23 protein-coding genes are annotated in these 22,222 nt (G+C 65.4%); 5 read left to right on the plus strand and 18 right to left on the minus strand.

All coding sequences use genetic code 11. The features are described 5' to 3' along the window. Nucleotides 1–5 precede the first annotated feature (5 nt). The 3 genes from RS899_RS21385 to RS899_RS21395 are packed head-to-tail and all read right to left on the minus strand — an operon-like array spanning nucleotide 6 to nucleotide 2,875. Nucleotides 6–779 carry an enoyl-CoA hydratase-related protein gene (locus RS899_RS21385; RefSeq protein WP_045211038.1) on the minus strand — a complete coding sequence of 258 codons (774 nt, stop codon included), beginning with the start codon at nucleotides 777–779 and terminating at the stop codon, nucleotides 6–8. A 37-nt stretch (nucleotides 780–816) separates the two neighbouring features. After that, the gene (locus RS899_RS21390) at nucleotides 817–1,755 is read right to left on the minus strand and encodes an iron-sulfur-binding ferredoxin reductase (RefSeq protein ID WP_315808019.1); all 939 of its coding nucleotides are present in this window, start codon (nucleotides 1,753–1,755) and stop codon (nucleotides 817–819) included. Next, nucleotides 1,748–2,875, minus strand: coding sequence for a GGDEF domain-containing protein (locus RS899_RS21395; RefSeq protein ID WP_054908612.1), 1,128 nt, complete (start codon nucleotides 2,873–2,875; stop codon nucleotides 1,748–1,750). Before RS899_RS21395 ends, RS899_RS21390 begins: the two co-directional genes overlap by 8 nt. 264 nt (nucleotides 2,876–3,139) lie before the next feature. On the opposite strand from RS899_RS21395, the gene RS899_RS21400 reads away from it, so the two are divergent. After that, complete coding sequence (locus tag RS899_RS21400) at nucleotides 3,140–4,663, plus strand: fumarate hydratase (RefSeq protein ID WP_054908611.1); 1,524 nt, start codon at nucleotides 3,140–3,142, stop codon at nucleotides 4,661–4,663. Nucleotides 4,664–4,874: 211 nt separating this feature from the next. Here the strand turns inward: RS899_RS21400 and RS899_RS21405 are convergent, their stop codons facing one another. Beyond that, the gene (locus tag RS899_RS21405; RefSeq protein ID WP_017519692.1) at nucleotides 4,875–5,177 is read right to left on the minus strand and encodes a ribbon-helix-helix domain-containing protein; all 303 of its coding nucleotides are present in this window, start codon (nucleotides 5,175–5,177) and stop codon (nucleotides 4,875–4,877) included. Between the two features lie 33 nt (nucleotides 5,178–5,210). Then, nucleotides 5,211–5,792 carry a DJ-1/PfpI family protein gene (locus RS899_RS21410; protein WP_315808020.1) on the minus strand — a complete coding sequence of 194 codons (582 nt, stop codon included), beginning with the start codon at nucleotides 5,790–5,792 and terminating at the stop codon, nucleotides 5,211–5,213. A 326-nt stretch (nucleotides 5,793–6,118) separates the two neighbouring features. Between RS899_RS21410 and RS899_RS21415 the strand changes: the two genes are divergently transcribed. Further along, on the plus strand, nucleotides 6,119–6,994 hold the full coding sequence (locus RS899_RS21415; protein WP_315808021.1) for a LysR substrate-binding domain-containing protein: 876 nt from the start codon (nucleotides 6,119–6,121) through the stop codon (nucleotides 6,992–6,994). A 33-nt stretch (nucleotides 6,995–7,027) separates the two neighbouring features. Here RS899_RS21415 and RS899_RS21420 read toward each other — a convergent pair whose 3' ends face one another. The 5 genes from RS899_RS21420 to RS899_RS21440 form a co-directional block, all read right to left on the minus strand. Further along, nucleotides 7,028–8,386 carry an MFS transporter gene (locus RS899_RS21420; RefSeq protein ID WP_054908608.1) on the minus strand — a complete coding sequence of 453 codons (1,359 nt, stop codon included), beginning with the start codon at nucleotides 8,384–8,386 and terminating at the stop codon, nucleotides 7,028–7,030. A gap of 99 nt (nucleotides 8,387–8,485) precedes the next feature. Then, nucleotides 8,486–9,925 (minus strand): NAD-dependent succinate-semialdehyde dehydrogenase, encoded by a 1,440-nt coding sequence (locus tag RS899_RS21425; RefSeq protein WP_315808022.1) that lies wholly within the window; start codon nucleotides 9,923–9,925, stop codon nucleotides 8,486–8,488. After that, a complete protein-coding gene (locus RS899_RS21430) occupies nucleotides 9,922–10,956 on the minus strand; it encodes an aldo/keto reductase (RefSeq protein WP_054908606.1) in 1,035 nt (344 codons plus the stop codon). The genes RS899_RS21425 and RS899_RS21430 overlap by 4 nt, the downstream gene beginning before the upstream one ends. Nucleotides 10,957–10,966: 10 nt before the next feature. Beyond that, on the minus strand, nucleotides 10,967–11,479 hold the full coding sequence (gene fae, locus RS899_RS21435) for a formaldehyde-activating enzyme (RefSeq protein WP_315808023.1): 513 nt from the start codon (nucleotides 11,477–11,479) through the stop codon (nucleotides 10,967–10,969). Between the two features lie 327 nt (nucleotides 11,480–11,806). Beyond that, nucleotides 11,807–12,385, minus strand: coding sequence for a DUF2846 domain-containing protein (locus RS899_RS21440; RefSeq protein WP_315808024.1), 579 nt, complete (start codon nucleotides 12,383–12,385; stop codon nucleotides 11,807–11,809). 187 nt (nucleotides 12,386–12,572) lie between these two features. On the opposite strand from RS899_RS21440, the gene RS899_RS21445 reads away from it, so the two are divergent. Together RS899_RS21445 and RS899_RS21450 are read left to right on the plus strand one after the other, a co-directional pair. Next, nucleotides 12,573–12,842, plus strand: coding sequence for a CopG family ribbon-helix-helix protein (locus RS899_RS21445; RefSeq protein ID WP_024762620.1), 270 nt, complete (start codon nucleotides 12,573–12,575; stop codon nucleotides 12,840–12,842). Beyond that, nucleotides 12,833–13,120, plus strand: a complete 288-nt coding sequence (locus RS899_RS21450) for a type II toxin-antitoxin system RelE/ParE family toxin (protein ID WP_024762619.1) — start codon at nucleotides 12,833–12,835, stop codon at nucleotides 13,118–13,120. The genes RS899_RS21445 and RS899_RS21450 overlap by 10 nt, the downstream gene beginning before the upstream one ends. A gap of 7 nt (nucleotides 13,121–13,127) precedes the next feature. On the opposite strand, the gene RS899_RS21455 is transcribed toward RS899_RS21450, so the two are convergent. The 5 genes from RS899_RS21455 to RS899_RS21475 all read right to left on the minus strand — a co-directional run bounded on the left by RS899_RS21455 (nucleotide 13,128) and on the right by RS899_RS21475 (nucleotide 17,983). Continuing rightward, entirely contained in the window at nucleotides 13,128–13,721 is a 594-nt protein-coding gene (locus tag RS899_RS21455; RefSeq protein WP_054908602.1) for a hypothetical protein, read from the minus strand. A gap of 190 nt (nucleotides 13,722–13,911) precedes the next feature. Next, on the minus strand, nucleotides 13,912–15,150 hold the full coding sequence (locus RS899_RS21460; protein WP_315810465.1) for an acyltransferase: 1,239 nt from the start codon (nucleotides 15,148–15,150) through the stop codon (nucleotides 13,912–13,914). A gap of 86 nt (nucleotides 15,151–15,236) precedes the next feature. After that, nucleotides 15,237–16,394, minus strand: a complete 1,158-nt coding sequence (locus RS899_RS21465) for a phospholipase D-like domain-containing protein (RefSeq protein ID WP_315808025.1) — start codon at nucleotides 16,392–16,394, stop codon at nucleotides 15,237–15,239. Next, a complete protein-coding gene (locus RS899_RS21470) occupies nucleotides 16,391–16,966 on the minus strand; it encodes a YceI family protein (protein ID WP_054908599.1) in 576 nt (191 codons plus the stop codon). The genes RS899_RS21465 and RS899_RS21470 overlap by 4 nt, the downstream gene beginning before the upstream one ends. A gap of 111 nt (nucleotides 16,967–17,077) precedes the next feature. Then, nucleotides 17,078–17,983, minus strand: a complete 906-nt coding sequence (locus RS899_RS21475; protein WP_315808026.1) for a LysR family transcriptional regulator — start codon at nucleotides 17,981–17,983, stop codon at nucleotides 17,078–17,080. A 109-nt stretch (nucleotides 17,984–18,092) separates the two neighbouring features. On the opposite strand from RS899_RS21475, the gene RS899_RS21480 reads away from it, so the two are divergent. Next, nucleotides 18,093–19,592, plus strand: a complete 1,500-nt coding sequence (locus RS899_RS21480) for an MFS transporter (protein WP_315808027.1) — start codon at nucleotides 18,093–18,095, stop codon at nucleotides 19,590–19,592. 305 nt (nucleotides 19,593–19,897) lie between these two features. Here the strand turns inward: RS899_RS21480 and RS899_RS21485 are convergent, their stop codons facing one another. From RS899_RS21485 to RS899_RS21495, 3 genes are all read right to left on the minus strand, one after another. Beyond that, a complete protein-coding gene (locus RS899_RS21485; protein WP_371914072.1) occupies nucleotides 19,898–20,437 on the minus strand; it encodes a YceI family protein in 540 nt (179 codons plus the stop codon). A 246-nt stretch (nucleotides 20,438–20,683) separates the two neighbouring features. Then, a complete protein-coding gene (locus RS899_RS21490; protein WP_315808028.1) occupies nucleotides 20,684–21,031 on the minus strand; it encodes an amidase in 348 nt (115 codons plus the stop codon). After that, entirely contained in the window at nucleotides 21,028–22,155 is a 1,128-nt protein-coding gene (locus tag RS899_RS21495) for a serine hydrolase domain-containing protein (protein WP_054908594.1), read from the minus strand. The genes RS899_RS21490 and RS899_RS21495 overlap by 4 nt, the downstream gene beginning before the upstream one ends. Nucleotides 22,156–22,222: the final 67 nt, after the last annotated feature.

Below are 22,222 nucleotides of genomic sequence, written 5' to 3' on the forward strand. Positions count from 1 at the left end.
AGCGCTTACAGGAACTTCGAGAAATCCGGCTGGCGCCGCTGGGTGAAGGCGCTCAGCGCCTCGTGGGCTTCGGGCGAATGCAGGCGCTGGACGAAATGCTGGCCCTCCTCCGCCACGACGCGGCGCAGCTCTTCGATGAAGGGCGCTTTCAGCAGGCGCTTGCTCAGCGCCACCGCCGCCGGAGGTAGTTGCTGGAAGGCCTGGCAGACCTCGCGGGCACGCTCCAACGCAGCCGCGCCATCGTCCAGTGCCTCATTGGCGATGCCGTAGGCCACGGCCTGCTCGCCGGTAAAACCTTCACCGCGCAGCAACAGGCTGGAAGCCTTCACCGGGCCAACCAGGCGCGGCACCAGGAAGCTGGAACCGAACTCCGGGCACAGGCCGAGGTTGACGAAAGGCATCTTCAGCTTGGCGCCCTTGGCGATGAACACCTGGTCGCAATGCAGCAGCAGCGTCGTGCCGATGCCCACGGCCGGGCCAGCGACGGCAGCGACCACCGGTTTGGTGAACTCCATCAGCGCGCGCATGAAGCGGAACACCGCGCTGTCCGGGCCGCTGGGCGGTTCCTGGAGGAAGTCGACGATATCGTTGCCGCTGGTGAAGCACTCGGCGTTGCCGGTGATCAGCACCACGCGCACCGAACGATCCTCCTGTGCCGCTTCCAGGGCATCGGCGAGCCCCGCATACATGGTGCGGGTCAGCGCGTTCATCTTGTCCGGACGGTTCAGGCGCAGGGTCAGCAGTCCCTCTTCGCGCTCGACGAGAATCTGTTCGCTCATGGCAATTCCTTGTTCTTATTGAAGTGAGAGGACCGGTTCAGGCGTGGGGCAGGAACAGGTCGGCCAGCGTCTGGCCACGGGGCACGCCGCAGAGGTAAAGGCGGCGAGCGAAGGCATCGACGCTGGCGGGATGGCCGCAGAGTAAGGCGAGGGTTCGCCGCGAAACAAGCCGGAGTTGCGCCAAAACCTCGGTCGACTCGGCCGTGGTCATCAGCGTCACATCCAGCTCGGGCTGGCTGGCGGCCAGGGTTTGCAGGGGTTCGGCGAGGTAGTGGCCAGCGCGATCATGGGCCTGGTGAATGACGCGGATCGGCCCGCTGTGATGCTGGCGCAGTGCCTCGCGCAGGATGCCCCAGAGCGGCGCCAGGCCGGTGCCGGAGGCCATCAGCAGCAAGGGTCGTTCGTGCCATTCCGGATCGTAGTGCAGCGCGCCTCCGCGCAGTTCGCCCAGGCGTACAGCGTCACCGATCTTCAGCTCACGGGCGAAATCGGCGAAGGCGCCGCGCTCGCGACAGTCAATGTGGAACTCCAGCCAGGGATCGAGCCCCGGCACGCTGGCCAGTGAATAAGGCCGCGCCACACCGTCGGCGCTCCAGAGAATCAGGTGTTGCCCGGCGCTGTAGCGCAGCGGTCGTTGCGGGATGAGCCGAAGACGCAGGGTATCCGGTGCTGGCCAGTCCAACTCGGCAACACTGGCAGGCAGCCCGTCGCGCTGCGGATCAAAGGTTTCCACTGCAATGTCGTCGATCACCCGGCACTGGCAGGACAACCGCCAGCCCTGGTCTCGCCGTGCAGCATCGAGGGCGTCGGGCAGGGCATCGAGGACTTCGCCCTGCGTGCAACGCACCAGGCAGGCATGGCAGCTGCCGGCCCGGCAACTGTAGGGCACGGCGATGCCCGCCCCGCGCAGGGCATCGAGCAGGTTGACTCCGGGGCTTACCGAAAAGCGTTGCGATCCGGCCTGTATCTCAGGCACGCGTCCACTCCCATGCGGCATCGCAGCGGTTGCGTCCGCTGCGTTTCGCACGGTAGAGCGCCTGGTCGGCCCGTTGCAAGGCCTCGTCGAGGTCATCGTTGGCGTCGAGCAGCGTCATGCCCGCCGACAGGCTCAGGCTTTCGATATTCACGCCCACCGGCTCTGCCGCGGCATAGGCCATCCGCAGGCGTTCGCAGCAGGTGGTCAGGCGGTCGGCATCGGCGTTGGGCAGCAGCAGGACGAATTCCTCGCCGCCGTAGCGTGCCAGCACGTCGCCTTCCCGCAGGCAGGCCCGCGCCACGGCAGCAAAGGTCTGCAGCACACGGTCGCCGGCTGCGTGGCCATGGACATCGTTGATGCGCTTGAAGTGGTCCAGGTCGATCAGCGCCAGGCCGTGGCGCTGACCCTCACGCATTTCTTCCAGCGCGCGGCCGGCCAGACGGAGGAAATGTCGGCGGTTGAACAGCCCGGTGAGTTCGTCGGTGGCCACCAGGTCTTCGAGCTGACGCATCATGCCGCGCAACGTGTCCTGGTGCGCCTGCAGCGCATACCGGCGCTGGCGCATGCGTTGGCGCAACGACTGCACGTAGCCGGCGAACAGGCTCAGCCAGGTGAGCACGATGAACAGCACCAGCAACTGCAACACGGCCTGCGCCGGCAGTTGCAGGCGTTGCTGGAAGGCTTCGTGGAGGTTCAGCCCGGCGAAGGCGATGAAGGCCAGCGCCGCACAACGGGCGAACACCCTGGGCTGCAATTGGAAGACGCCGAACAGCAGGATCAGCACGTAGAGCACCATCAGCGTGCCGCGCGCGGTATCCACGTTGGCCAGGAACAGGGTGTGCCAGACCACCGCCACCAATACCTGCGGCTCGGTCATGCTCGGGTCGGTGAAGCGCTGGTTGCGCCCGGTGAGGAACAGCCAGCCGAACACCAGCTGACTGCCGGCGACCAGCAGGGTGCAGGTCAGGGCAAAGCTGACGGGCGCACGGTAGAACTCGCCGAACACGGCCAACCACAACAACAGCAGCGCCAGGGCATAGGTCCCGAGGGCCATGCCGAATCGCCTGATGAGTAGTTTTTGTAAGGCGTGCTGCTTCAGAGGTGGTTTCAGCGTGCTCATGGGGCTCCGTCCCGTAATGGCACCTTGCCCTCACTCTACTATCAAAGCGCCCCAGTGCCTAGCCGATCGGAATGTGGGCGGCCCTGGCAAGGTTCAGAGTCCATCTGGGACCAAGGTCGGATCGCTGGCGGGTGCGCGGCAAGCAGCCGCGGCGGTATACTACGGCGCCTTTTTTCGCCGCAGCCGTGTCGGCGAATTCCCGATGTAACAGGCGAGAGCCTGTACTACCCGCCTGACTTTCCTGCCTGAAGAGGACCGTGCTCCATGGCCGTGATCAAGCAAGACGACCTGATCCAGAGCGTCGCCGATGCCCTGCAGTTCATCTCCTACTACCACCCGGTTGATTTCATCCAGGCCATGCATGAGGCCTACCTGCGCGAAGAATCGCCGGCCGCCCGGGACTCGATGGCGCAGATCCTGATCAACTCGCGCATGTGCGCCACCGGTCATCGCCCGATCTGCCAGGACACCGGTATCGTCACCGTGTTCGTCCGCGTCGGCATGGACGTGAGCTGGGCCGGCGCCACCATGAGCGTCGACGACATGATCAACGAAGGCGTGCGTCGTGCCTACAACCTGCCGGAGAACGTCCTGCGCGCCTCCATCCTGGCCGACCCGGCCGGTGCGCGTAAGAACACCAAGGACAACACCCCGGCGGTGATCCACTACTCCATCGTTCCCGGCAACACCGTGGAAGTGGACGTCGCGGCCAAGGGCGGCGGCTCCGAGAACAAGTCGAAGATGGCCATGCTCAACCCGTCCGACTCCATCGTCGACTGGGTGCTGAAGACCGTTCCGACCATGGGCGCCGGCTGGTGCCCGCCGGGCATGCTCGGCATCGGCATCGGCGGTACCGCCGAGAAGGCCGCGGTGATGGCGAAGGAAGTCCTGATGGACGAGATCGACATCCACGAGCTGAAGGCCCGCGGCCCGCAGAACAAGATCGAGGAAATGCGCCTCGAGCTGTTCGAGAAGGTCAACCAGTTGGGCATCGGTGCCCAGGGCCTGGGCGGCCTGACCACCGTGCTCGACGTGAAGATCATGGACTACCCGACCCACGCCGCCTCGCTGCCGGTCTGCATGATCCCCAACTGCGCCGCCACCCGCCACGCACACTTCGTGCTCGACGGCTCGGGCCCGGCCGAACTGGAAGCGCCGTCGCTGGACGCCTACCCGGAAATCGTCTGGGAAGCCGGTCCGTCCGCGCGCCGCGTCAACCTCGACAGCATCACCCCGGAAGAAGTGCAGAGCTGGAAGCCGGGCGAGACCATTCTGCTCAACGGCAAGATGCTCACCGGCCGCGACGCTGCGCACAAGCGCATGGTCGACATGCTCAACAAGGGCGAAGAACTGCCGGTGGACCTGAAAGGCCGCTTCATCTACTACGTCGGCCCGGTTGATCCGGTCGGTGACGAAGTGGTTGGCCCGGCAGGCCCGACCACCGCGACCCGCATGGACAAGTTCACCCGCCAGATCCTCGAGCAGACCGGTCTGCTGGGCATGATCGGCAAGTCCGAGCGCGGCCCCATCGCCATCGAAGCGATCAAGGACAACAAGGCCGTCTACCTGATGGCCGTGGGCGGCGCCGCCTACCTGGTCGCCCAGGCGATCAAGAAGTCCAAGGTCCTGGCCTTCGCCGAACTGGGCATGGAAGCGATCTACGAGTTCGAAGTGAAGGACATGCCGGTGACCGTCGCGGTCGACACCAATGGCGAGTCGGTGCACATCACCGGCCCGGCCATCTGGCAGAAGAAGATCGCCGAGAACCTGGCGGTGGAAGTGCAGTGATCACTGCATGACCGCCCCATGAAAAAGCCCGGCCATGTGCCGGGCTTTTTCATGGGCGGGAATTTTTTGGCATCGGCGTATGGGCGGACCCATCGCGGATAACTACGCCACTGCGTTCCCCTGTAGGAGCGAGCTTGCTCGCGAACAGAGTTCCCGGCGGCACCGGGGCAGGGCGTCCCCCTCGCCCCTACAAAAAAGCACGCAGCGGATATCAGGCGCTGCGCGGCACCCGGTTCAGCTCCACGACGTTGTCACGGCGCTGGGCGAGGAAGCGCGTACAGCTCACCCGCAGGAAGGAAGCGAAGTTCACCACCTCCCCGCGATAGTCCATCACCTCGTCATAGAGCTTGGCGATCAGCTGGTTGGTGGTCATGCCGTCCACCTCGGCGATCTCCCGCAGGATGTCCCAGAACTGGTTCTCCAGGCGCAGTGTGGTGACCACGCCACGGATGCGCAGCGAGCGGGAGCGCGACTCATAGAGGATCGGGTCGGCCTTTACATAGAGTTCGCACATGGACGGCTTCTCCAGCTTCGATGTCGTGCCAGTTTACAGGCTGATCCTGGTGCCCAGCACATCGAGGAACTTTGCCAGCCACGCAGGATGAGCCGGCCACGCGGGCGCGGTGACCAGGTTGCCATCGACGTGCGCGGCATCCACCGGGATGTCCACGTACTCACCACCGGCCAACGTCACTTCCGGACCGCAAGCCGGATAGGCGCTGCATGCACGGCCCTTGAGCACACCGGCAGCGGCCAGCAGCTGGGCGCCGTGGCAGACGGCAGCGATGGGCTTCTTCGCGGCGTCGAAGGCTTTCACCAGCTCGATCACCTTCGCGTTCAGGCGCAGGTATTCCGGGGCGCGACCGCCAGGGATCAGCAGCGCGTCGTAGTCGTCGGCACTTACCTCGGCGAAGTTGGCATTGAGGGCGAAGTTGTGACCGGGCTTCTCGCTGTAGGTCTGGTCGCCCTCGAAATCGTGGATCGCAGTGCGGATGCTCTGGCCGGCCTTCTTGTCCGGGCAGACGGCGTGGACGGTGTGCCCGACCATCAGCAGTGCCTGGAACGGCACCATGGTTTCGTAGTCTTCAGCGTAGTCGCCGACCAGCATCAGGATCTTCTTCGCGGCCATCTTGGGCATCCTCCCGGCAGGGCCCGGCCGTGGCGGCGGGGCATGCGGGAGAGCTTAGACAGTCACGCTGGCGGCGGGGTAATACGCCGCTACTACACCGCCATGCGCTGGGCGAGCCACACACTGATCGGCAGCAGCAGACGATGCTGTCGTGCATCCACTGCGATGTGCGTGAGCGCGCCAAAATCAGCTGCTGGCAAACCCATCCGACAAACGACGGAATCGCGGTGCCCACCCAGGAAAAACACATATTCCGAAGGCACCGCCGCGGCTAGAATCGGCGAGAAAAGCCCGCGCTCACGAGCGCATCTCCGGATGGCCCCGCCATGCGCAACCTGCCGCCCCTGACCATGCTCCGCGTCTTCGAAGAAGTGGCCCACCATCGCAGTTTCAATCGTGCGGCCGATGCATTGAACGTCACCCAGGGAGCTGTCAGCCGGCAGATCAAGCAGCTGGAGGAATACCTCGGGATCAGCCTTTTCCTGCGAACGCCACGCGGCCTGACGCTCACCGAAGCCGGGAGCGCCCTCGCCCCTCACCTGAGCGATGCCTTCGATCAGATGGAGCGTGCCCTGCAGGCCGTGCGCGTGCCCAATCTGCGCCAGCGCCTGCGCATCCTCGCGCCACCCACCTGGGGCACCCGCTGGCTGTCGCCGCGGCTGCGGACCTTCCTGCAGCGCTACCCGGATATCAGCCTGAGCGTTACCAATCACCCGGACGGAGAAAGTGCCGGCGAGCTGGACTGCCGCATTCGCTTCGGCCTGCAACAAGCCACGCATTGCCACAGCGAACTGCTGGTGATGGAACGCCACATCGCAGTCGCCAGCCCGGAGCTGTTCGACGACGAGCAACCGCCGGAGCTCAACGCTCACCCGCTGCTGCACATCCTCCACGAAGGCAAACGCCTGAAGGTCTGGGAAAACTGGCTGGAGGCGGTCGGCAGGACGGACGTGGATGCCAGCAGTGGCATCGAGTTCAGCACCCTTGACCAGGTGATCCATACCGCGCTGGCCGGCGGCGGGCTCGCGGTGATCGACCGGCAGATGATCGAGCGTGAACTGGCGGCAGGCAGCCTGCTGCCGATCACCCCAATCGAGGTGATCGGCCCCTATGGCTACTGGCTGGACATTGCGACGGACAAATGCGGCCTGTCGAAAGTGCAGCGCTTTCAGGACTGGCTGAACCTGGTCAGCAACCCCTGAGCGCACTCCGCGCCCAGGAACTGCCTGCGCCGATCAGACTGTGGCGACCTTGGTCGTCACGGCCTGATCGGCGCCATCCGCCTCCCCACGACCGCAATCGGTGAGCGTGAGGTACTTGGTTTCCGGCGCCCAGGCGATGGAGATGATCGCGCCGAACAGGAGGATGCCGGCGAGGATCGCCATGGTCGGGTTGAGCCCGATGCCCGCCACGCTGACCGGCAGCAGGAAGGTGCTCAGGGCCGAGCCCAGGCGGCTCGCCGCAGTGGCAAGGCCGATGCCGCCAGCGCGCACTTCGGTGGGGAAACTCTCCGCCGGATAGACGCCCACCAGGTTGCTCACCGCCGACAGCACCAGGGTGAACAGGCCGAAGCACGCCACCATCAGCCAGGCCATGCTGCCGGGCAGCAACACCAGCAGGAACAGCGAGGCAGCGAGGATCAGGAAGGAGTTGATCAGGAAGCCGCGGCGGCTGAACTTGATGGTGCACCAGATGCCCAGCAGCGCGCCGATGATCAGCAGTGCGTTGAGCATCATCTCGGTGCCGAAGCCTTCGGCCAGCCCCATCCTCTGCAGGATCGACGGCAGGAAGGTGTAGATGGCGAAGTACGGCATGACGATGCAGATGAAGAACAGGCAGTTGAAGGCGGTGCGCTTGCGGTATTCGCGGCTGAACAGTGCCTTGTAGCCGCTGTGCTTGCGGTTGATGACTTCCTCGTCGATCTCCACGTTGGCGCCCAGGTGCTTGTGCACGATGGCGCGCGCTTCTTCGATCCGGCCCTTGTAGACCAGCCAGCGCGGCGACTCCGGCGTGCCGATGCGGGCGATCAGGATCATCGCGGCGGGGATCGCCGAGGATGCCAGCATCCAGCGCCAGGCATCGTCGCCCAATGGCAGCATGGCGGTGCCGACGAAAGTGGCGGCGACGTAGCCGAAGGTCCAGATCACACTGAACGAGCCCAGCAGTACGCCTCGATGCTTGCGCGGGGAGAATTCGGCGAGCATCGCATGGCCGACGCTGAAGTCGCCGCCCAGGCCAATGCCGATCAGCACCCGGCAGAGGAACAGCTGCAGCGCGGATTCGACGTAGAACTGCATCACCGAGGCAATGGTGATCAGCACGAAGCTGATGAGAAAGATCTTCTGCCGCCCCAGGTGGTCGGAAACCCAGCCGAAGAACAGGCTGCCCATGAACAGGCCGAGCAGGGCGGAGCTGCCGATCAGGCCCTGCCAGAAGGGTGTCAGCGCCATCTGCGGGTTGATCAGGGTGAAGGCGATGCCGATGAGGCCGAGGATGTAGCCATCGGTGAAGTGGGCGCCGAACGTTAGGCCGGCGATCTTGATGTGGAACCTGCCGATGGGCAGGTCATCGATTTTGACTGTTTGACCCGACATGATCGTCTCCGATTTTTTGTTATTGGAAACACAGCGAGGTTGGGCCGCCGTGCCATGAACAGTGGCGCGGCGGCTGTGGCAGAACTCCTTGGTGAGTCGTCAGGCGGACAGGCCGCCCATGAGCAGGTACTTGATCTCCACGTAGTCCTCGATGCCGTACCGGGAACCTTCGCGACCCAGGCCCGATTCCTTGATGCCGCCAAAGGGCGCGACTTCGGTGGAAATGATGCCTTCGTTGATGCCGACCATGCCGGCCTCCAGCCCTTCGGCCATGCGCCAGACGCGGCCGATATCGCGGCTGTAGAAATAAGCGGAGAGCCCGTAGGGCGTATCGTTCGCCAGACCCAGGACTTCAGACTCGTCGCGGAAGCGGAAACAGGCGGCGACTGGGCCGAAGGTTTCCTCACTGGCAATCAGCATCTGCGCATTCGCCTCGGCCAGCACGGTCGGCTCGTAGAACGTGCCGCCGAGGGCGTGGCGACGACCACCACACATCAGCTTCGCGCCGTTCTCCAGTGCGTCGCCGACATGCTGCTCGACCTTGGCCAGTGCCGCCTCGTTGATCAGCGGGCCCTGCTCGGTTTCGCCATCCAGCGCGTTGCCCACACGCATCTCGCTGACTGCCTTGGTCAGGCGCGAGACGAACGCTTCGTAGACGCGCTCCTGGATATAGAAGCGGTTGACGCACACACAGGTCTGCCCGGTGTTGCGGAACTTCGAGGCCATGGCGCCGCGCACGGCGGCGTCGATGTCGGCGTCGTCGAAGACGATGAAGGGAGCGTTGCCACCCAGCTCCAGCGAGACTTTCTTCAGCGTCTCCGCCGCCTGGCGCATCAGCAGCTTGCCGGTGCGGGTCGAGCCGGTGAAGGACAGCTTACGCACCGCGCCGGACGCCTGGATCGCACCACCAATGGCAGGCGCGTCTCCGGAGACGATGTTGAACACGCCCGCCGGAATGCCCGCTTCTTCCGCCAGCACCGCAAGGGCGAAGGCGGAAAGCGGTGTTTCTTCCGAGGGTTTGAGAATCATGGTGCAGCCTGCCGCCAGCGCCGGACCAACCTTGCGGGTGACCATCGCCAGCGGGAAGTTCCACGGCGTGATCGCGGCGACCACGCCGATGGCCTGCTTGATCACCACGATGCGCGCATCGCCCTTGTGCGAGGGAATCACATCGCCGTAGACGCGCTTGGCTTCCTCGGCGAACCACTCGAGGAAGCTCGCCGCGTAGGCGACTTCACCCTTGGCCTCGGCCAGCGGCTTGCCCTGCTCGGTGCTGAGCAGGCGCGCGAGGTCGTCCTGGCGCTGCAGCATCAGCTCGCCCCAGCGGCGGATGCGCGCGCTGCGCTCCTTGGCGGTCAGGGCGCGCCAGGCCGGCAGCGCACGTTCGGCGGAAGCGATGGCGGCGTCGGTTTCCTCGGCGCCACCACGGGCTACGTCGACGATCAGCGCGCCAGTGGCCGGGTTGCGCACCGGGTAGGTCGCGCCACCCGTCACCCATTTTCCATCGATGTAGTGGCCGGTTTTCAGCAGCGCGCTCATGCCACCGCCTCCGTCAGCGCGAAGGCTTCGCGCATGGGCCGGGCGGCACGCAGGATGCGCTTGCCGGCGGTGTAGTCGTTGATCACGTCACAGGGTGTGTAGTTGCGCTCCAGCTCGTAGATTTCCTCATCGTCGAGACGAGTCTCCAGCGCGGCCAGGGCGCTGTCGAACTGCGCGGTGGTGTCGGCGCCAACCAGCATGCAATCCACACCGGAATGCTGCAGCACCCAGGCCTGGGCGATCTGCGCATTGGACACGCCACGGCGCTGTGCGACGCGCTGCACGGAACGGGCAATCTCGAAGGACGCCTCGTCGGCGTACATCTGCTGAGTAAAGAAGTCGGTCTGGTTGCGCGTGGAGTTCGCATCGCCGGTCAGCAGGCCGCGCGCCAGCGGGCTGAACACCGAAACGCCGAGGCCCTGGTCGCGGCAGAACGGGATCATCTCGCGTTCTTCCTCGCGGTAGGCGCAGTTGAGCTGCAGCTGCATGTTGATTGGCTTGACCCAGCCGTTGCGCTCGCAGGCCATGAGGATCTTCGCCAGCTGGCCGGTGAGCATGGTGGACACGCCGATGTAGCGGGCCTTGCCGGCGCGGACGATGTCGTTCATCGCGCCCATGACCTCTTCCACCGGCGTGTTCACATCGTAGAAGTGCAGCATGTACAGGTCGACGTAATCCATGCCCATGCGCTTCAGGGAGGCGTCGATGCCATCCATGATGTGCTTGCGCGAATGGCCGCTGGCATTGATGCCCGGGCGGGTGCCATAGCCGACCTTGGTGGTGATCACCACATCCTCGCGGCGCACCAGGCGCTTGAGGATGCGGCAGACCACTTCCTCGCCGACGCCGGCGGAATAGAAGTCGGCGAGGTCGATGAAGTTCACGCCGGCATCCAGCGCGTGCTTCACGATCGGCTCGCTTTTCTGTTCATCGAAGATCCACGGCTTCCAGTCCGGGGTGCCCATGTTCATGGTGCCCAGGCACAGCTTGGAAACCTGCAGGCCGGAGTTGCCGAGACGGATGTATTGCATGGCGCGCACCTCAGGCCTTGGGGGTGTAGAAGGGGTTGGCGATGGCGTTGACCACGTCGGCCAGTTGCGCACGCTCGGGCTTGCAGCTCAGCGCCGCGCGGATCGCGGTGCGGCAGGCGTTGTAGTTGTTCAGGTAGACGGCATCGAGGTCGTCGCAGCCTGGGTTGACCCAGTTGGCGGTGACGATGGCCCACTCGTCCTCGGCTTCGGGCGGCAGGGTGCCGTCCAGCAGCGCTTCGGTAACGGCCTTGGCGATACCGGCCTGGGACGCACCCCAGGTGGCGTTGGCGTGCAGGTCACCGTTGATCTCGGCCTTGTTCACGTAGAGGGTCATCGGCTTGACCGGGACGTTCGGCTGGGCGATCACCATGAACGGGCAGTGCCCCTGGCTGGGCGATGCAAGGCTGTTGGAAAACGCCTGGCCGGCCGGGCCGCTGCGCGGGCCGAGCAGGATGTTGATGTGCGCGGCATTGACGCCGGGGCCTTCGAAACCTTCACCGATGTACAGGTCGAGTTTTTTCATGGGGTACCTCATGCAAACGTGGGGTGTAAGAAAGCCCGGGCACGCTCGGGCGGCCCGTGGCAAAACCGGCGGAGGACGCCGGGGGAAAACGAGACGGGATCAGCTATCGACGGGCCAATGGGACGGGTGCGCGAAGGCACCGGCCAGGCCGGAGTGCAGAGGACGGTTCGAGGGCGGGGAAAGCAGGAAGGAAGTCATGTCGCGTCGCTCTTTGTTGTTGTCGATGAGCTGGTGCGACGATTTTTAGCACCGGGCCCGAGCGGCCCGGTAACCACAAAAACTCAAGGAGCTATGAGTTGCCCTCATAACTCCAGAGGGGCGTGAATCTCACAAACCGATACGTTCGAAGAAGCCCGGCCCTTCGACTTCCTTGCCACTGGCGGCGATGCTCACCGGCTCCTGCACCTGGCGCGTGGCGGGGATTTCCCGCGAGCCCAGTTCCTTGCCCACCAGTTGCAGCGGGCCGGCGCCCTGGCCGGCGGTGTGCTCGTATTTGGGTGGGGTGTGGGTTTCGTCGTAGCGCAGGTAATAAACCTCGCCAGCGCGGGCCTCCAGGGTGAAACCGGCGATCAGGGTGAAGTCCAGGCTGCCACCGGCGAAGAAGGTCCAGAAGCTGCCCAGCAGCGGGCGGCGCATCTGCAGTGGATAACTGCCGGGGGCGAAGTGCAGGGTGAAGTAGCCGTTGCTCGGCAGGCTGCCGATCAGCTCGTTGTTGAGGAACAGCCCCGGCGCTTCCAGTTCTTCATCGGACCACTGGTTCTGCGGCCGGTAGAGGTACACCGTGGCCTGCTGCGAATCCGCGGGCTGCGCACTGTACGGCGGCCCATCCACCGCGCCGAAGAAGGCGCCGGGCGAACTGCAGCCGGCCAGCATCAGGAGAAAGGCGCACAGGGCCGATCGGAGCATGGAAAGTCCCTCTTATGGTTATGCCCGGAGCATAACCACCGCGCCGGGGCTTGCCACCCGTCGAAAGTCCGGGTCGAAGAGTTCACACAAACGCCAGGGCGAGCCCCGCTCATCCCAACCTGTTTGACACTGCCGCACCCAGGGCGAAGTATTACCCGGTATTACCTTTAACTACACAGGTGCCGCCATGGCCACTTCAGTCAAACTCGACGAGGAAATGCTCGCCCGCGTCCGCGAGCTGGCCGAACTGCGCCAGCGCTCGCCGCACTGGATCATGCGCGAAGCCATCGGCCAATACGTCGTGCGTGAAGAGCAGCGCGAGAAGCTCAAGCGCGACACCGAGCAGGCCTGGGAAGAATTCCAGGCGACCGGCCAGCACGTCACTGCCGAAGCGGTGGAGAGCTGGCTGAACAGCTGGGGCGATGAGGACGAGCAAGCCGCACCGAAATGCGAGTGATCTACGCGCCCGCGGCGCTTCGCGACCTCGACCGCCTGCGCCGATTCCTCCGGGAAACCAATCCCACCGCCGCCCGCCGTGCCGGCCAGATCATTCTCCAGGCCACCCAGGCGCTGGGGGCCTATCCGCAGATGGGACGACTGATCGATGACCTGCCGATCGAATTCCGCGAATGGCCCATCGACTTCGGTGACAGCGGCTACATAGCCCGTTACCACATCGATGGGGAAACACTGGTCATCCTCGCGATCCGCCACCAGCGCGAAGCCGGTTACTGAACCCGAGTCAGGTGAGTTCCTTGAGCCAGAACATCATCGACTTGGCAGTCTCCCGTTGCTCGCCGATATCGCGCCAGTGGTATTCGGTCTGCAGGGAAGGTTGCGGAGTGAAGCCGCGCTGCAGCCAGAAGGCGTCCGGCGAGCGGTAGCTGACGGGGCGTGCGGAGTGCTCCGGCGGCCGCCGAAGGGCGCAGAAGGCCGCCCAATCGAAGCGCCCCAGGCCACGTGCAAAGCGCTCGCGTTCCTCGAAGAAACGCAGGTAGAGAGCGGCGCTGCGGTACTCCGGCAGAACCACTGACTCGCCAAAATAGAAGATTCGCTCCGGGTTCCAGCCCTGCGCCAGGAACGGCTGCTGGAAAGTCTCGGCCTCGTCCAGCAGCGGCAGCCCTGTCGAAGCTCCCACTACCCTGCCCTCATCGATCACCAGCAGGCACAGGCTCCAGGCCGATCGCACATGGCCGTCGAGGTACCCGGCTTCATATTCCGGACTGCCGTCGTAGAGGTACGGATACTCGCGGAACACGGTGATGCGCAGTCGCGCCAGATCATCGATGAACGGGCGAAGGGCGTCGCCGCTGAGCAGGCGAAACTCGACGGGCATGGTGGTTTTCTTCCGCAAAGGGCCGCAGCGGCGGCGCTGCAGAAAACCTAGCACGGGTAGCGCAGGTCGGCGGAGCTGGTGAGGGGCGGGGGAGTATCTGGTTCGCGAGCAAGCTCGCTCCTACGAAGAGCGCAACCTGCAGGACCGAGGGGGACGCCGAGTCCTTGCTCGCGAACGGCCCAACGATGGATTACGACTCGGTAACCACCCGTCGCCGCGGGGCTGGCGGTGTGGGCGGCGCCGGCAACAGGTGGCGCACCAGCCATTTGCGCACCGGCACCACGCAGCGCTCCTGTACCAGCACGCAGCTGGTGACCATGAACAGCAGGAACAGCGGATACAGCCAGATCGACAACTGCTGGTGAGTCGCCGACTCGACGCAGAAGGCCCAGTCCGCGAGGCAGTCTCCCGGTGCGCGAATCAGTTTCTCCGTCCGCGAGAACAGCGTGAACAACGGCACGTGCAGAGCGAACAACGACAGTGACGCCGCCCCCAGCCGTGGCGACCAGTGCCGCACCAGGTTGCTCTTCGGGTCGCGCGGCAAGGCGCTCATGTAGACCAGCATCAGTTGCGCCGGCAACAGCAGGCCGTTGTGCAGCAGGAAGTACCAGAACTTGGCGCCATGGGTGTAGAGGTAATCGGCGGCCAGGAAGTTGGCCAGCACGAACGCGCCCATCGCCACCAGCGTTCCGCGGCCGGGCAGGCGGCCGGCATCCTTGTACTCGCGGAACAGCCCATAGGCGAGGATCCCGCTGAGGAACTCCGGCAGGCGCAGCAGTGGGTTGCGGTGCAACAGCCCGGTCCAGGGCATGCCGTACTGTTCGCTCGCGACCACCAGCAGCGGCGGGATCAGGTACACGCCCCAGAGCACCAGCAGCCAGCGCCATTTGTGCTGCAGCCGCGCCAGGCGCGGGGCGACGAAGGGGAAGCAGAGGTAGAAGAAGAACAGCGTCGACAACGACCACAGCGGCGCGTTGAAGGTCAGGTAATACGGGTTCCACGCCTGCAGCATGGTCAGCTGCAGGATGCTGTTGAACAGCAGTTCGCGGTCGCTCATCCAGTGGTGGAACAGCTCCGGCTGCAGCCGGCCGATGGCCTCGTTGGTGTCGTAAATGACGAAGCGCGGCGTGGCCTGGTCCAGGTCCGGGCCGATGCCCAGCCCACTGACCACCAGCAGCACGGCAATGGTCAGCAGGATCGAGAAGATGTGCAGCGGGTAGAGGTTGGACAGGCGCTTGGTGAAGAAGCTGCGCGGGCTCTCACGGAGCTGTCCGTCGGTGACGTAGACGTGGCACAGCAGGAAGCCGGAAAGCACGAAGAAGGTGCTGGTGGCGAAGAAGCCCAGGGCGGTGAGGTCATCGAGGCCGGCGAACTTCTGCTCGGCGGGGTAGCTGTGCAACGTGTGGTAGATCACCACGTACAAGCCCATCAGGAAGCGCAGCCATTCCAGCCCGATGAATCGTTCCTTGCGATTGGTCTCCACGCCTCTCTCCTTCTCGACAGACAACAACGACGTCAGCGGCGGCGGTCGAGGAAGTTCACCACCAGTCGGTCCAGCGAGCCCCACAGCCGCTCGCGCAGAAGCTTCCACCAAGGGCGCGCGCGCCAGAAGCCCAGGTCGATCTCGCGGCTCTGCGCGAAGTCGGCGGCCAGGCAGTCGGCCACTGCCGCCGTGAACTGCGGATCGAACGCTTCTACATTGGCCTCCAGATTGAACCGAAGGTTCCAATGATCGAAGTTGCACGAGCCGACGCTGACCCAGTCATCGACCAGTACCATCTTCAGGTGAAGAAAGCGCGGCTGGTACTCGAAGATCTTCACCCCGGCGCGCAGCAGGCCGGGATAATAGCGTTGGCCAGCGTAGCGCACCGGCGCGTGGTCAGTCAGCCGGCCAGTGAGCAGCAGGCGCACATCGACACCACGTTGTGCGGCCTTGCGCAGCGCCCGGCGGACCTTCCAGGTCGGCAGGAAGTACGGCGTCGCCAGCCACACCCGCTGGTGCGCACCGCGCAGCGAGCGCACCAGCGCCTGGAGGATGTCGCGATGCTGGCCGGCGTCCGCATAGGCCACCCGCGCCAGGCCTTCGCCGTAGTTGGGGATCGGCGGCAGGCGGGTCAGCAGGACTTCCTCCCGCGGTTTCCAGGCCCGTAGGCCAAGGCAGGCATTCCACTGCCGCTCGAACAGCCGCTGCCAGTCGGCAACGATGTGGCCGGTCAGCTCCACCATCACTTCGTGCCAGTCGCTGCGGTTCTCACGCGCGGACCAGAATTCGTCGGTAGCGCCGGTGCCGCCGACATAGGCGATGCGCTCATCCACCAGCAGCAGCTTGCGGTGATCACGGTACAGATTGCGCAGGCCGGCCTTCCAGTTCAGCGGGTTGTAGTGGCGCAGTTCACCGCCCGCCTCCAGCAGTTGCCGCGTCCAGGTGCTGGAAAGCTTCAGGCTGCCGAAGGCATCGAACAGGCAGCGCACCTTGACGCCCCGCGCTCGGGCGGCCAGCAGGCGATCCAGCAGCGCCTCGGCGCAGCTGCCGCTTTCCACCAGGTAGAGTTCCAGTTCGATCTGCCGCTCGGCGCTGTCGATGGCTTCGAACATGCGCGGAAAGAAGCGCTCTCCGTCGCAGAGCAGGGCGAAGCGGTTGCCCGTTCGCCAGGGGAATATCGGGCCGCTCACCGCGAGGCGAAGATCAGCACGGCGCCCACCGGCACCGACAGGCCGATACTCTTCAGCCCGGCCAGTTTGCGCAGCTGCGCCACGCCCGGCGCGAGGCCGAAGTCGGCGGCGTTGATCACCAGCGGCGAGAGGGTCACCACCTGGAAGCGGTGCTCGTCCAGGCGGGTGATCAGCACGTCGGTGCGGTAGTCCTTCGCCTGGCCGTTGAGCTCCAGGCGCAGTGGCAGGCGCATCTCCAGTTGCACGCCACTGGCCAGTTCGGTAATGGGGCGCAGGTCGATGCGCGAGGTGATGCGCGCCTCGGGAAACTTCTCGGTATCGAACAGTTTGTCGCGCAGGCGCTCATCGCGCAGCGGAATGCCACTGCTCACCGAATCCATCTCGATGCGCAGCTCCACCTGGCCCTGCTCCTCCACCTTGCCGTGCATCACCAGGAAGCGGTTTACCTCGGCGATATCGGCGTTCTTGGTGGTGACGAAGGTCAGCCGCGAGGACTCGTAGTCGAGGTACCAGGCCGCCTGGGCGGAAGCGGCGAAGCAGGCCGCGAAAAGGAAGGCGAACAGCGAGCGCATGGAATCCCTTACATGGAAACGGATGGACCAACGGCCAACGATAGCGGCCCGCCGTCGGCTTGCAAACCAGCCGACCGGCGAGCCCTTTGGGCAGGCGCCGGCGCCAATGGTTCAGTCGGCCAGCAGCGCCGGAATCCCGGCCACCAGCGCATCGATGGCACAGCGGATCTTCGACGGCATGTAGCGGGTCTTCGGCCACACCGCATGGATATCCAGTGGCGGCAGGTTGCAGCGGCCCTTCACCACCACCAGTTCGCCCAGCTTCACGTGCCGCGCCAGCAGCCAGGACGGCAGCCGAGCCAGACCGAAGCCGGCCACGGCGGCGGCGGTGATGGCTTGCAGGTCATCCATGCTCAGCTGTGGGTCGATGTCGATGCGTTTCGCCTGGCCATCGTCGTCGCGCAGGTCCCAGGGCGAGGTGACACCGGCAACCGAGTAGCTGATGGCCGAGTGGCCGGCGAGGTCGTCCAGGCCTTCGGGCATGCCGTGCTCGGCGATGTACGAGGGCGCCGCGCCGATGCTGGTGTACTGCACGCCCAGCTTGCGCGCGGCGAGCGTGGCGCTATCGCCCAGCGGGCCGATGCGCACGGCGAGGTCGAAGCCCTCCTCCACCAGGTCGACACGGCGGTCGGTGAACGACAGGTCGATCTTCAGCGACGGATACTGCCGCGCCAGCGCCAGCATCAGCGGCACCACGCAGAGGTGGCCGAAGGAGATCGGCACGCTGACCCGCAGGCGCCCGCGCGGCTCCATGCGCCCGCCTTCCAGCGCGGTATGCGCGGCGTCCAGTTCGGCCAGCGCGCGCACGCAACTGTCGTAGAACACCTGGCCATCGTCGGTGAGGTTCTGGCTGCGCGTGGTCCGCTGCAGCAAGCGCACACCCAAGCGCGCCTCCAGCCGGGCGATGGCCTTGCCTACCGCCGAGCGAGTGAGGTTCAGGCGCTCAGCGGCCACGGCGAAGCTGCCGGCGTCCACCACCTGGACGAAGGTGGCGATGCCATCGAGCCGGTCATCCATCAGGCAGCCCCTTTTGAATCCTCAAGAGACCCAATGATGGGACGAAATGGAGCCAATGGGGAACCCTGTTCTTTTTCAGAATAGTGGTTCGCCCCACGGAGCCATCCTCATGACTGCCCTCCATAACCCCAGAAACCTCATCGCCCTGGCTGCGGTGTGCCTGTCCTCGATGATGTTTGGCCTGGAAATCTCCAGCGTACCGGCGAGCCTGCCGGCCCTTGAGCGGGTACTGCACGGCGACTTCCAGGACCTGCAATGGGTGATGAACGCCTACACCATCGCCGTCACCAGCGTACTGATGGCCGCCGGTACCCTGGCTGACCGCTTCGGCCGCAAGCACCTGTTCGTCATCAGCCTGGCGCTGTTCGGCCTCACTTCGCTGCTCTGCGGGCTGGCGGGCGACATGCCGACCATGATCGCCGGGCGCTTCCTGCAGGGCGCCGCCGGCGGCGTCATGCTGATCTGCCAAGTGGCGGTGCTGACCAGCCAGTTCAGCGACCCGGCTGAGCGCGTGCGCGCCTTCGCCGCCTGGGGCGTGGTGTTCGGCATCGGCCTGGGCTTCGGGCCGATCATCGGCAGCGCCATCGTCGCCCTGGCCAACTGGCAGTGGGTGTTCCTGGTACACGGGCCGCTCGCCCTGCTGACCCTCGCGCTGGCGCAGTACGGCGCGGTGGAGTCGCGCGATCCGCAAGCCGAGCGGCTGGATATCGGCGGCATGCTCACGCTGTCACTGGCCGTGCTCGGCATCGTGTTCTACATCACCCAGGGCGCCGGCATGGGTTTCACCAGCCCGGCCGCGCTGGTGATCCTGTTGCTCAGCCTGACCAGCCTCGCCGCCTTTGTCCTGATCGAGCGCCGCGCCGCCCACCCGATGTTCGACTTCTCCGTGCTGCGCATCCGCGCGTTTTCCGGCGCGATGTTCGCCTCGGCGGGAATGAACGCAAGCTTCTGGCCCCTGATGATCTACCTGCCGGTCTACTACCACGGCGTGCTCGGTTACGGCGACGTGAAGGCCGGCTGGTCGTTGCTGGCGTACACACTGCCGACGCTGCTGGTGCCGCCCATCGCCGAGCGCCTGGCGCACCGCTTCCACCCCGGCTGGGTGATCCCCGGCGGGATGTTCGTGATCGGCGCCGGCTTCTTCCTGATGCTCTGGGGTAGCGCCGTGGATCACGCCAGCTGGCTGACCCTGCTGCCCGGCTGCGTGCTGGCCGGCATCGGGCTGGGCATGACCAACACCACGGTGACCAATACCTCCACCGCCGCCGTGCCCGCCGCCCGCGCGGGGATGGCTTCGGGCATCGACATGAGCGCGCGGATGATTTCCCTGGCGATCAATATCGCGGTGATGGGGTTGATCCTGCTCTGGGGCGTCGCTACCGGGCTGCACGGCGTGAACGGCAGCGAGAAGCTGCAACAGGCCGCCAGCATCGCTGCCGGCCAGTTGGGCCCCGATGCCCCGGCCAACGCGCGGGCGGCACTGGTGCAGGGCTTCGGCTGGGTGTTGGGCTACGGTGGGGTCAGCGCGTGGCTGTTCGCAGCAGGCAGTTTCGTGACCTTCGGCGCGCGCCGGGCGGCACGACCTACACTGGAGGTGGCCCGATCCTGACTGACAGGAACACCGCCATGAAAACCATCCTGCTGCTCGCCTTCGTGTTCATCAGCGCTTCCAGTTGCAGCGTGGGCTCCGGCTTTCGCTTCCAGCCAGACTTGCCGGCAATTGCGGCGCGGGCTTAAGGCTGGCTGTTTTCGCGATTGACACTGTGCCGTGCGGTTCGCGAGCAAGCTCGCTCCTACGAAGAGCACATCGCAGCTGACCTGTAGGAGCGAGCTTGCTCGCGAACCGCCCAACGCTGGCCTTGCCGACGGATCGCCGATGAGATCGGCACCGGCAAAGGTGCCGATCCATCAAGGTCACGGCGCCTGCTTGATCACCTGGCTGAACCCCAGCACCGCGAACACCGGCACTTCGGGCGTGATCGAAGGCACGTTGGCGACTTCCTTGAGCGGCTCGAGTTTCTCTTCCAGGTCGAAGTCGATCAGCTTGAGCACCAGCGGCTCCAGGGTCGTCACCTCGATGCGGCTCTCGCTGGGGCGGCTGACCAGCACCTGTGACTTCAGCCGGCGCTGCTGGCCGTGCAGGTCGAGGTTGAAGTCCACGGTTTCCTGGCGCGACTGGCCGACCTGCAGGTCGTCGTAACGGCTCAGGTCCAGCTGGCTGCTGACGATCGCCTCGGGGAAGCGCTCGATCTCGAAGAAGGAGTTGCGCATGCGCTCGTCGCGCAGCGCCAGGCCGCTGTCGATGGACTCCAGCGGCACCACGACGCGCACCGCGCCCTGGTCGTCGATCTGCCCGGAAAGACGGTCGAAGCGCTGCACTTCTGCCATCTTGCCGCGCTTGACCGACACGAAGCTGATCCGCGAGGTGTCGCCGTCCAGTTGCCATTCGGCCATCGCCAGGGGGCTGGCCAGCACCAGCAATGCGCACACGGCTCCTGTTACAAAAGAATGCATTGATCCTCCAAAGCGGGTCGCCCCGCTCCGTGGAACGCGCCCGTCAGAACGTGATTACGATCTCGCGAGCTAGAGCAGAACAAGGCAAAAACAGGCGAGGATGCGCAGTTTAAAAGCGGTAAATGAGCAGTCCGAGCCTGTTTTTAACGCCGTTCTGCCGACGCGCAGCAGATCGTAATCGCGTTCTCAGTGGTTGCCCGATTCGGGCAAATCATCCGCCTGGGGCATCAGTTGGCATCCCTCGCGCGCACCGAGCCAGGCGGCTGTCTGCGTACTGCCAAGGCCGCGGGCGGTCACCCGCTTGCGCGCTTCGTCGTCGAGGAAGCCGCTGGTCGGCACGTACTGCTTGGTATAGGCCCGGCAATAGTCCGCCGAGTTCCCCATAACGTAACGGCAGGAGCAGTACTCCTTGGCGGTATAGGCGCCGATGATGCCGGGGAACGCGGCAAGGTGGATGCGGTTCTGCCAGCTCACCACGGCCAGCGCGACGAGCAGCAGGGCGAGAACGCTGAGGATTGGATGGCGGCGGATCATGGCTGCACCTCCCCGTGGGCGAAGGCCGCCTGGGCGAGTTTGAGGAAGGCGTCGTGCTGGTAGCTGCCGTCGCGGTCGTCGGCGTAGCGGACGATCACCAGTTTCTGTTCGGGGATCACGTAGAGCGCCTGGCCCCAGTGGCCGAGCGCGGCGAAGGTGTCTTCGGGCGCATCCGGCCAGGGTACCGGCGCGCCGGCCACCGGGCGGTTGAGCCACCACTGGCCACCGGGCACCGCTTCGTTGGGTTTCTTCGGATCAGGCTGGTACTCGGGGAACGGCGCGAGAACGAATTTCATCCAGTCCTGCGGCAGCAACTGGCGATCCTTCCAGCGCCCGTCGCGCTCCATCAGCAGGCCGATGCGCGCCATGTCGCGGGCAGTCATGTAGGCATAGGACGAGCCGACGAAGGTACCGCTGGCATCGCGCTCCCAGACCGCGGACTGGATGCCCAGCGGCTCGAACAGCGCGGTCCAGGGGTAGTTCGCGTAGTCCTTGCCGACCATCTGCTTGAGCGTGGCGGAAAGCACGTTGCTGTCGCCGCTGGAGTAACGGAAGCGCTTGCCCGGCTCGGCATCGGCAGCGAAGCCGGCGGTGAACTTCGCCATGTCGTCGCGGCCACGGGTGTAGAGCATCGCCACCACCGAGGAGCGCACCGGCGCGTATTCGTACTCTTCCTGCCAGGCCAAGCCGGAGGCCCAGTGCAGCAGGTCGCGCATCTTGATATCGGGATGGTCGGCGAAGGCCGGGTAATGCTTGGCGACCGGGTCGTCGAGCTGGAACTTGCCCTCGCCGAAGGCCACACCGAGGACGCTGGCCATCACGCTCTTGCTCATCGACCAGGCCAGGTGCGGCGTCTGCGCGCTGGTCGGGCCGGCGTAGCGTTCGTAGATCAGTTGGCCGTCGCGAATCACCACCACCGCATCGGTGCGCACGCCCTTGCGGGTGGCGTCGTCGCGGCTGGGGAAGGCGTAGCTTTCGAAGGCTTCGACAGCAGCGCCACTGGGCGTGGCGCCGTGGGGCCAGTCGGCCTCGGGCCAGGTGTCGGCTCCGTGGGCATGGCTGCTGAGCAGGCAGGTGGCCAGGGCCAATGCGCGCAGCGCTGGCCTGTAGGAAGTGAAGGGCATCGGCGGGCCTCTTGTTATCAGGTCGGCCCGCACCCTAGCACGGTGAAGATGACGAATTAAGCGCCGA

Origin of the sequence: Pseudomonas sp. C9-3 (assembly GCF_032392015.1) — a bacterium.
Lineage (GTDB): Bacteria > Pseudomonadota > Gammaproteobacteria > Pseudomonadales > Pseudomonadaceae > Pseudomonas > Pseudomonas nitroreducens.

Bases quoted from the DNA above. Each gene is read 5' to 3' on its own strand.
- fae (WP_315808023.1), bottom strand. From the start codon at position 11,479: ATGAAAAAACTCGACCTGTACATCGGTGAAGGTTTCGAAGGCCCCGGC.
- RS899_RS21440 (WP_315808024.1), bottom strand. From the start codon at position 12,385: ATGCTCCGATCGGCCCTGTGCGCCTTTCTCCTGATGCTGGCCGGCTGC.
- RS899_RS21425 (WP_315808022.1), bottom strand. From the start codon at position 9,925: ATGAGCGCGCTGCTGAAAACCGGCCACTACATCGATGGAAAATGGGTG.
- RS899_RS21415 (WP_315808021.1), top strand. From the start codon at position 6,119: ATGCGCAACCTGCCGCCCCTGACCATGCTCCGCGTCTTCGAAGAAGTG.
- RS899_RS21470 (WP_054908599.1), bottom strand. From the start codon at position 16,966: ATGCGCTCGCTGTTCGCCTTCCTTTTCGCGGCCTGCTTCGCCGCTTCC.
- RS899_RS21485 (WP_371914072.1), bottom strand. From the start codon at position 20,437: ATGGCCGAATGGCAACTGGACGGCGACACCTCGCGGATCAGCTTCGTG.
- RS899_RS21395 (WP_054908612.1), bottom strand. From the start codon at position 2,875: ATGAGCACGCTGAAACCACCTCTGAAGCAGCACGCCTTACAAAAACTA.
- RS899_RS21410 (WP_315808020.1), bottom strand. From the start codon at position 5,792: ATGGCCGCGAAGAAGATCCTGATGCTGGTCGGCGACTACGCTGAAGAC.
- RS899_RS21460 (WP_315810465.1), bottom strand. From the start codon at position 15,150: ATGGGCTTGTACGTGGTGATCTACCACACGTTGCACAGCTACCCCGCC.
- RS899_RS21430 (WP_054908606.1), bottom strand. From the start codon at position 10,956: ATGCAATACATCCGTCTCGGCAACTCCGGCCTGCAGGTTTCCAAGCTG.
- RS899_RS21450 (WP_024762619.1), top strand. From the start codon at position 12,833: ATGCGAGTGATCTACGCGCCCGCGGCGCTTCGCGACCTCGACCGCCTG.
- RS899_RS21400 (WP_054908611.1), top strand. From the start codon at position 3,140: ATGGCCGTGATCAAGCAAGACGACCTGATCCAGAGCGTCGCCGATGCC.
- RS899_RS21495 (WP_054908594.1), bottom strand. From the start codon at position 22,155: ATGCCCTTCACTTCCTACAGGCCAGCGCTGCGCGCATTGGCCCTGGCC.
- RS899_RS21385 (WP_045211038.1), bottom strand. From the start codon at position 779: ATGAGCGAACAGATTCTCGTCGAGCGCGAAGAGGGACTGCTGACCCTG.
- RS899_RS21405 (WP_017519692.1), bottom strand. From the start codon at position 5,177: ATGTGCGAACTCTATGTAAAGGCCGACCCGATCCTCTATGAGTCGCGC.
- RS899_RS21455 (WP_054908602.1), bottom strand. From the start codon at position 13,721: ATGCCCGTCGAGTTTCGCCTGCTCAGCGGCGACGCCCTTCGCCCGTTC.
- RS899_RS21445 (WP_024762620.1), top strand. From the start codon at position 12,573: ATGGCCACTTCAGTCAAACTCGACGAGGAAATGCTCGCCCGCGTCCGC.
- RS899_RS21420 (WP_054908608.1), bottom strand. From the start codon at position 8,386: ATGTCGGGTCAAACAGTCAAAATCGATGACCTGCCCATCGGCAGGTTC.
- RS899_RS21490 (WP_315808028.1), bottom strand. From the start codon at position 21,031: ATGATCCGCCGCCATCCAATCCTCAGCGTTCTCGCCCTGCTGCTCGTC.
- RS899_RS21475 (WP_315808026.1), bottom strand. From the start codon at position 17,983: ATGGATGACCGGCTCGATGGCATCGCCACCTTCGTCCAGGTGGTGGAC.
- RS899_RS21480 (WP_315808027.1), top strand. From the start codon at position 18,093: ATGACTGCCCTCCATAACCCCAGAAACCTCATCGCCCTGGCTGCGGTG.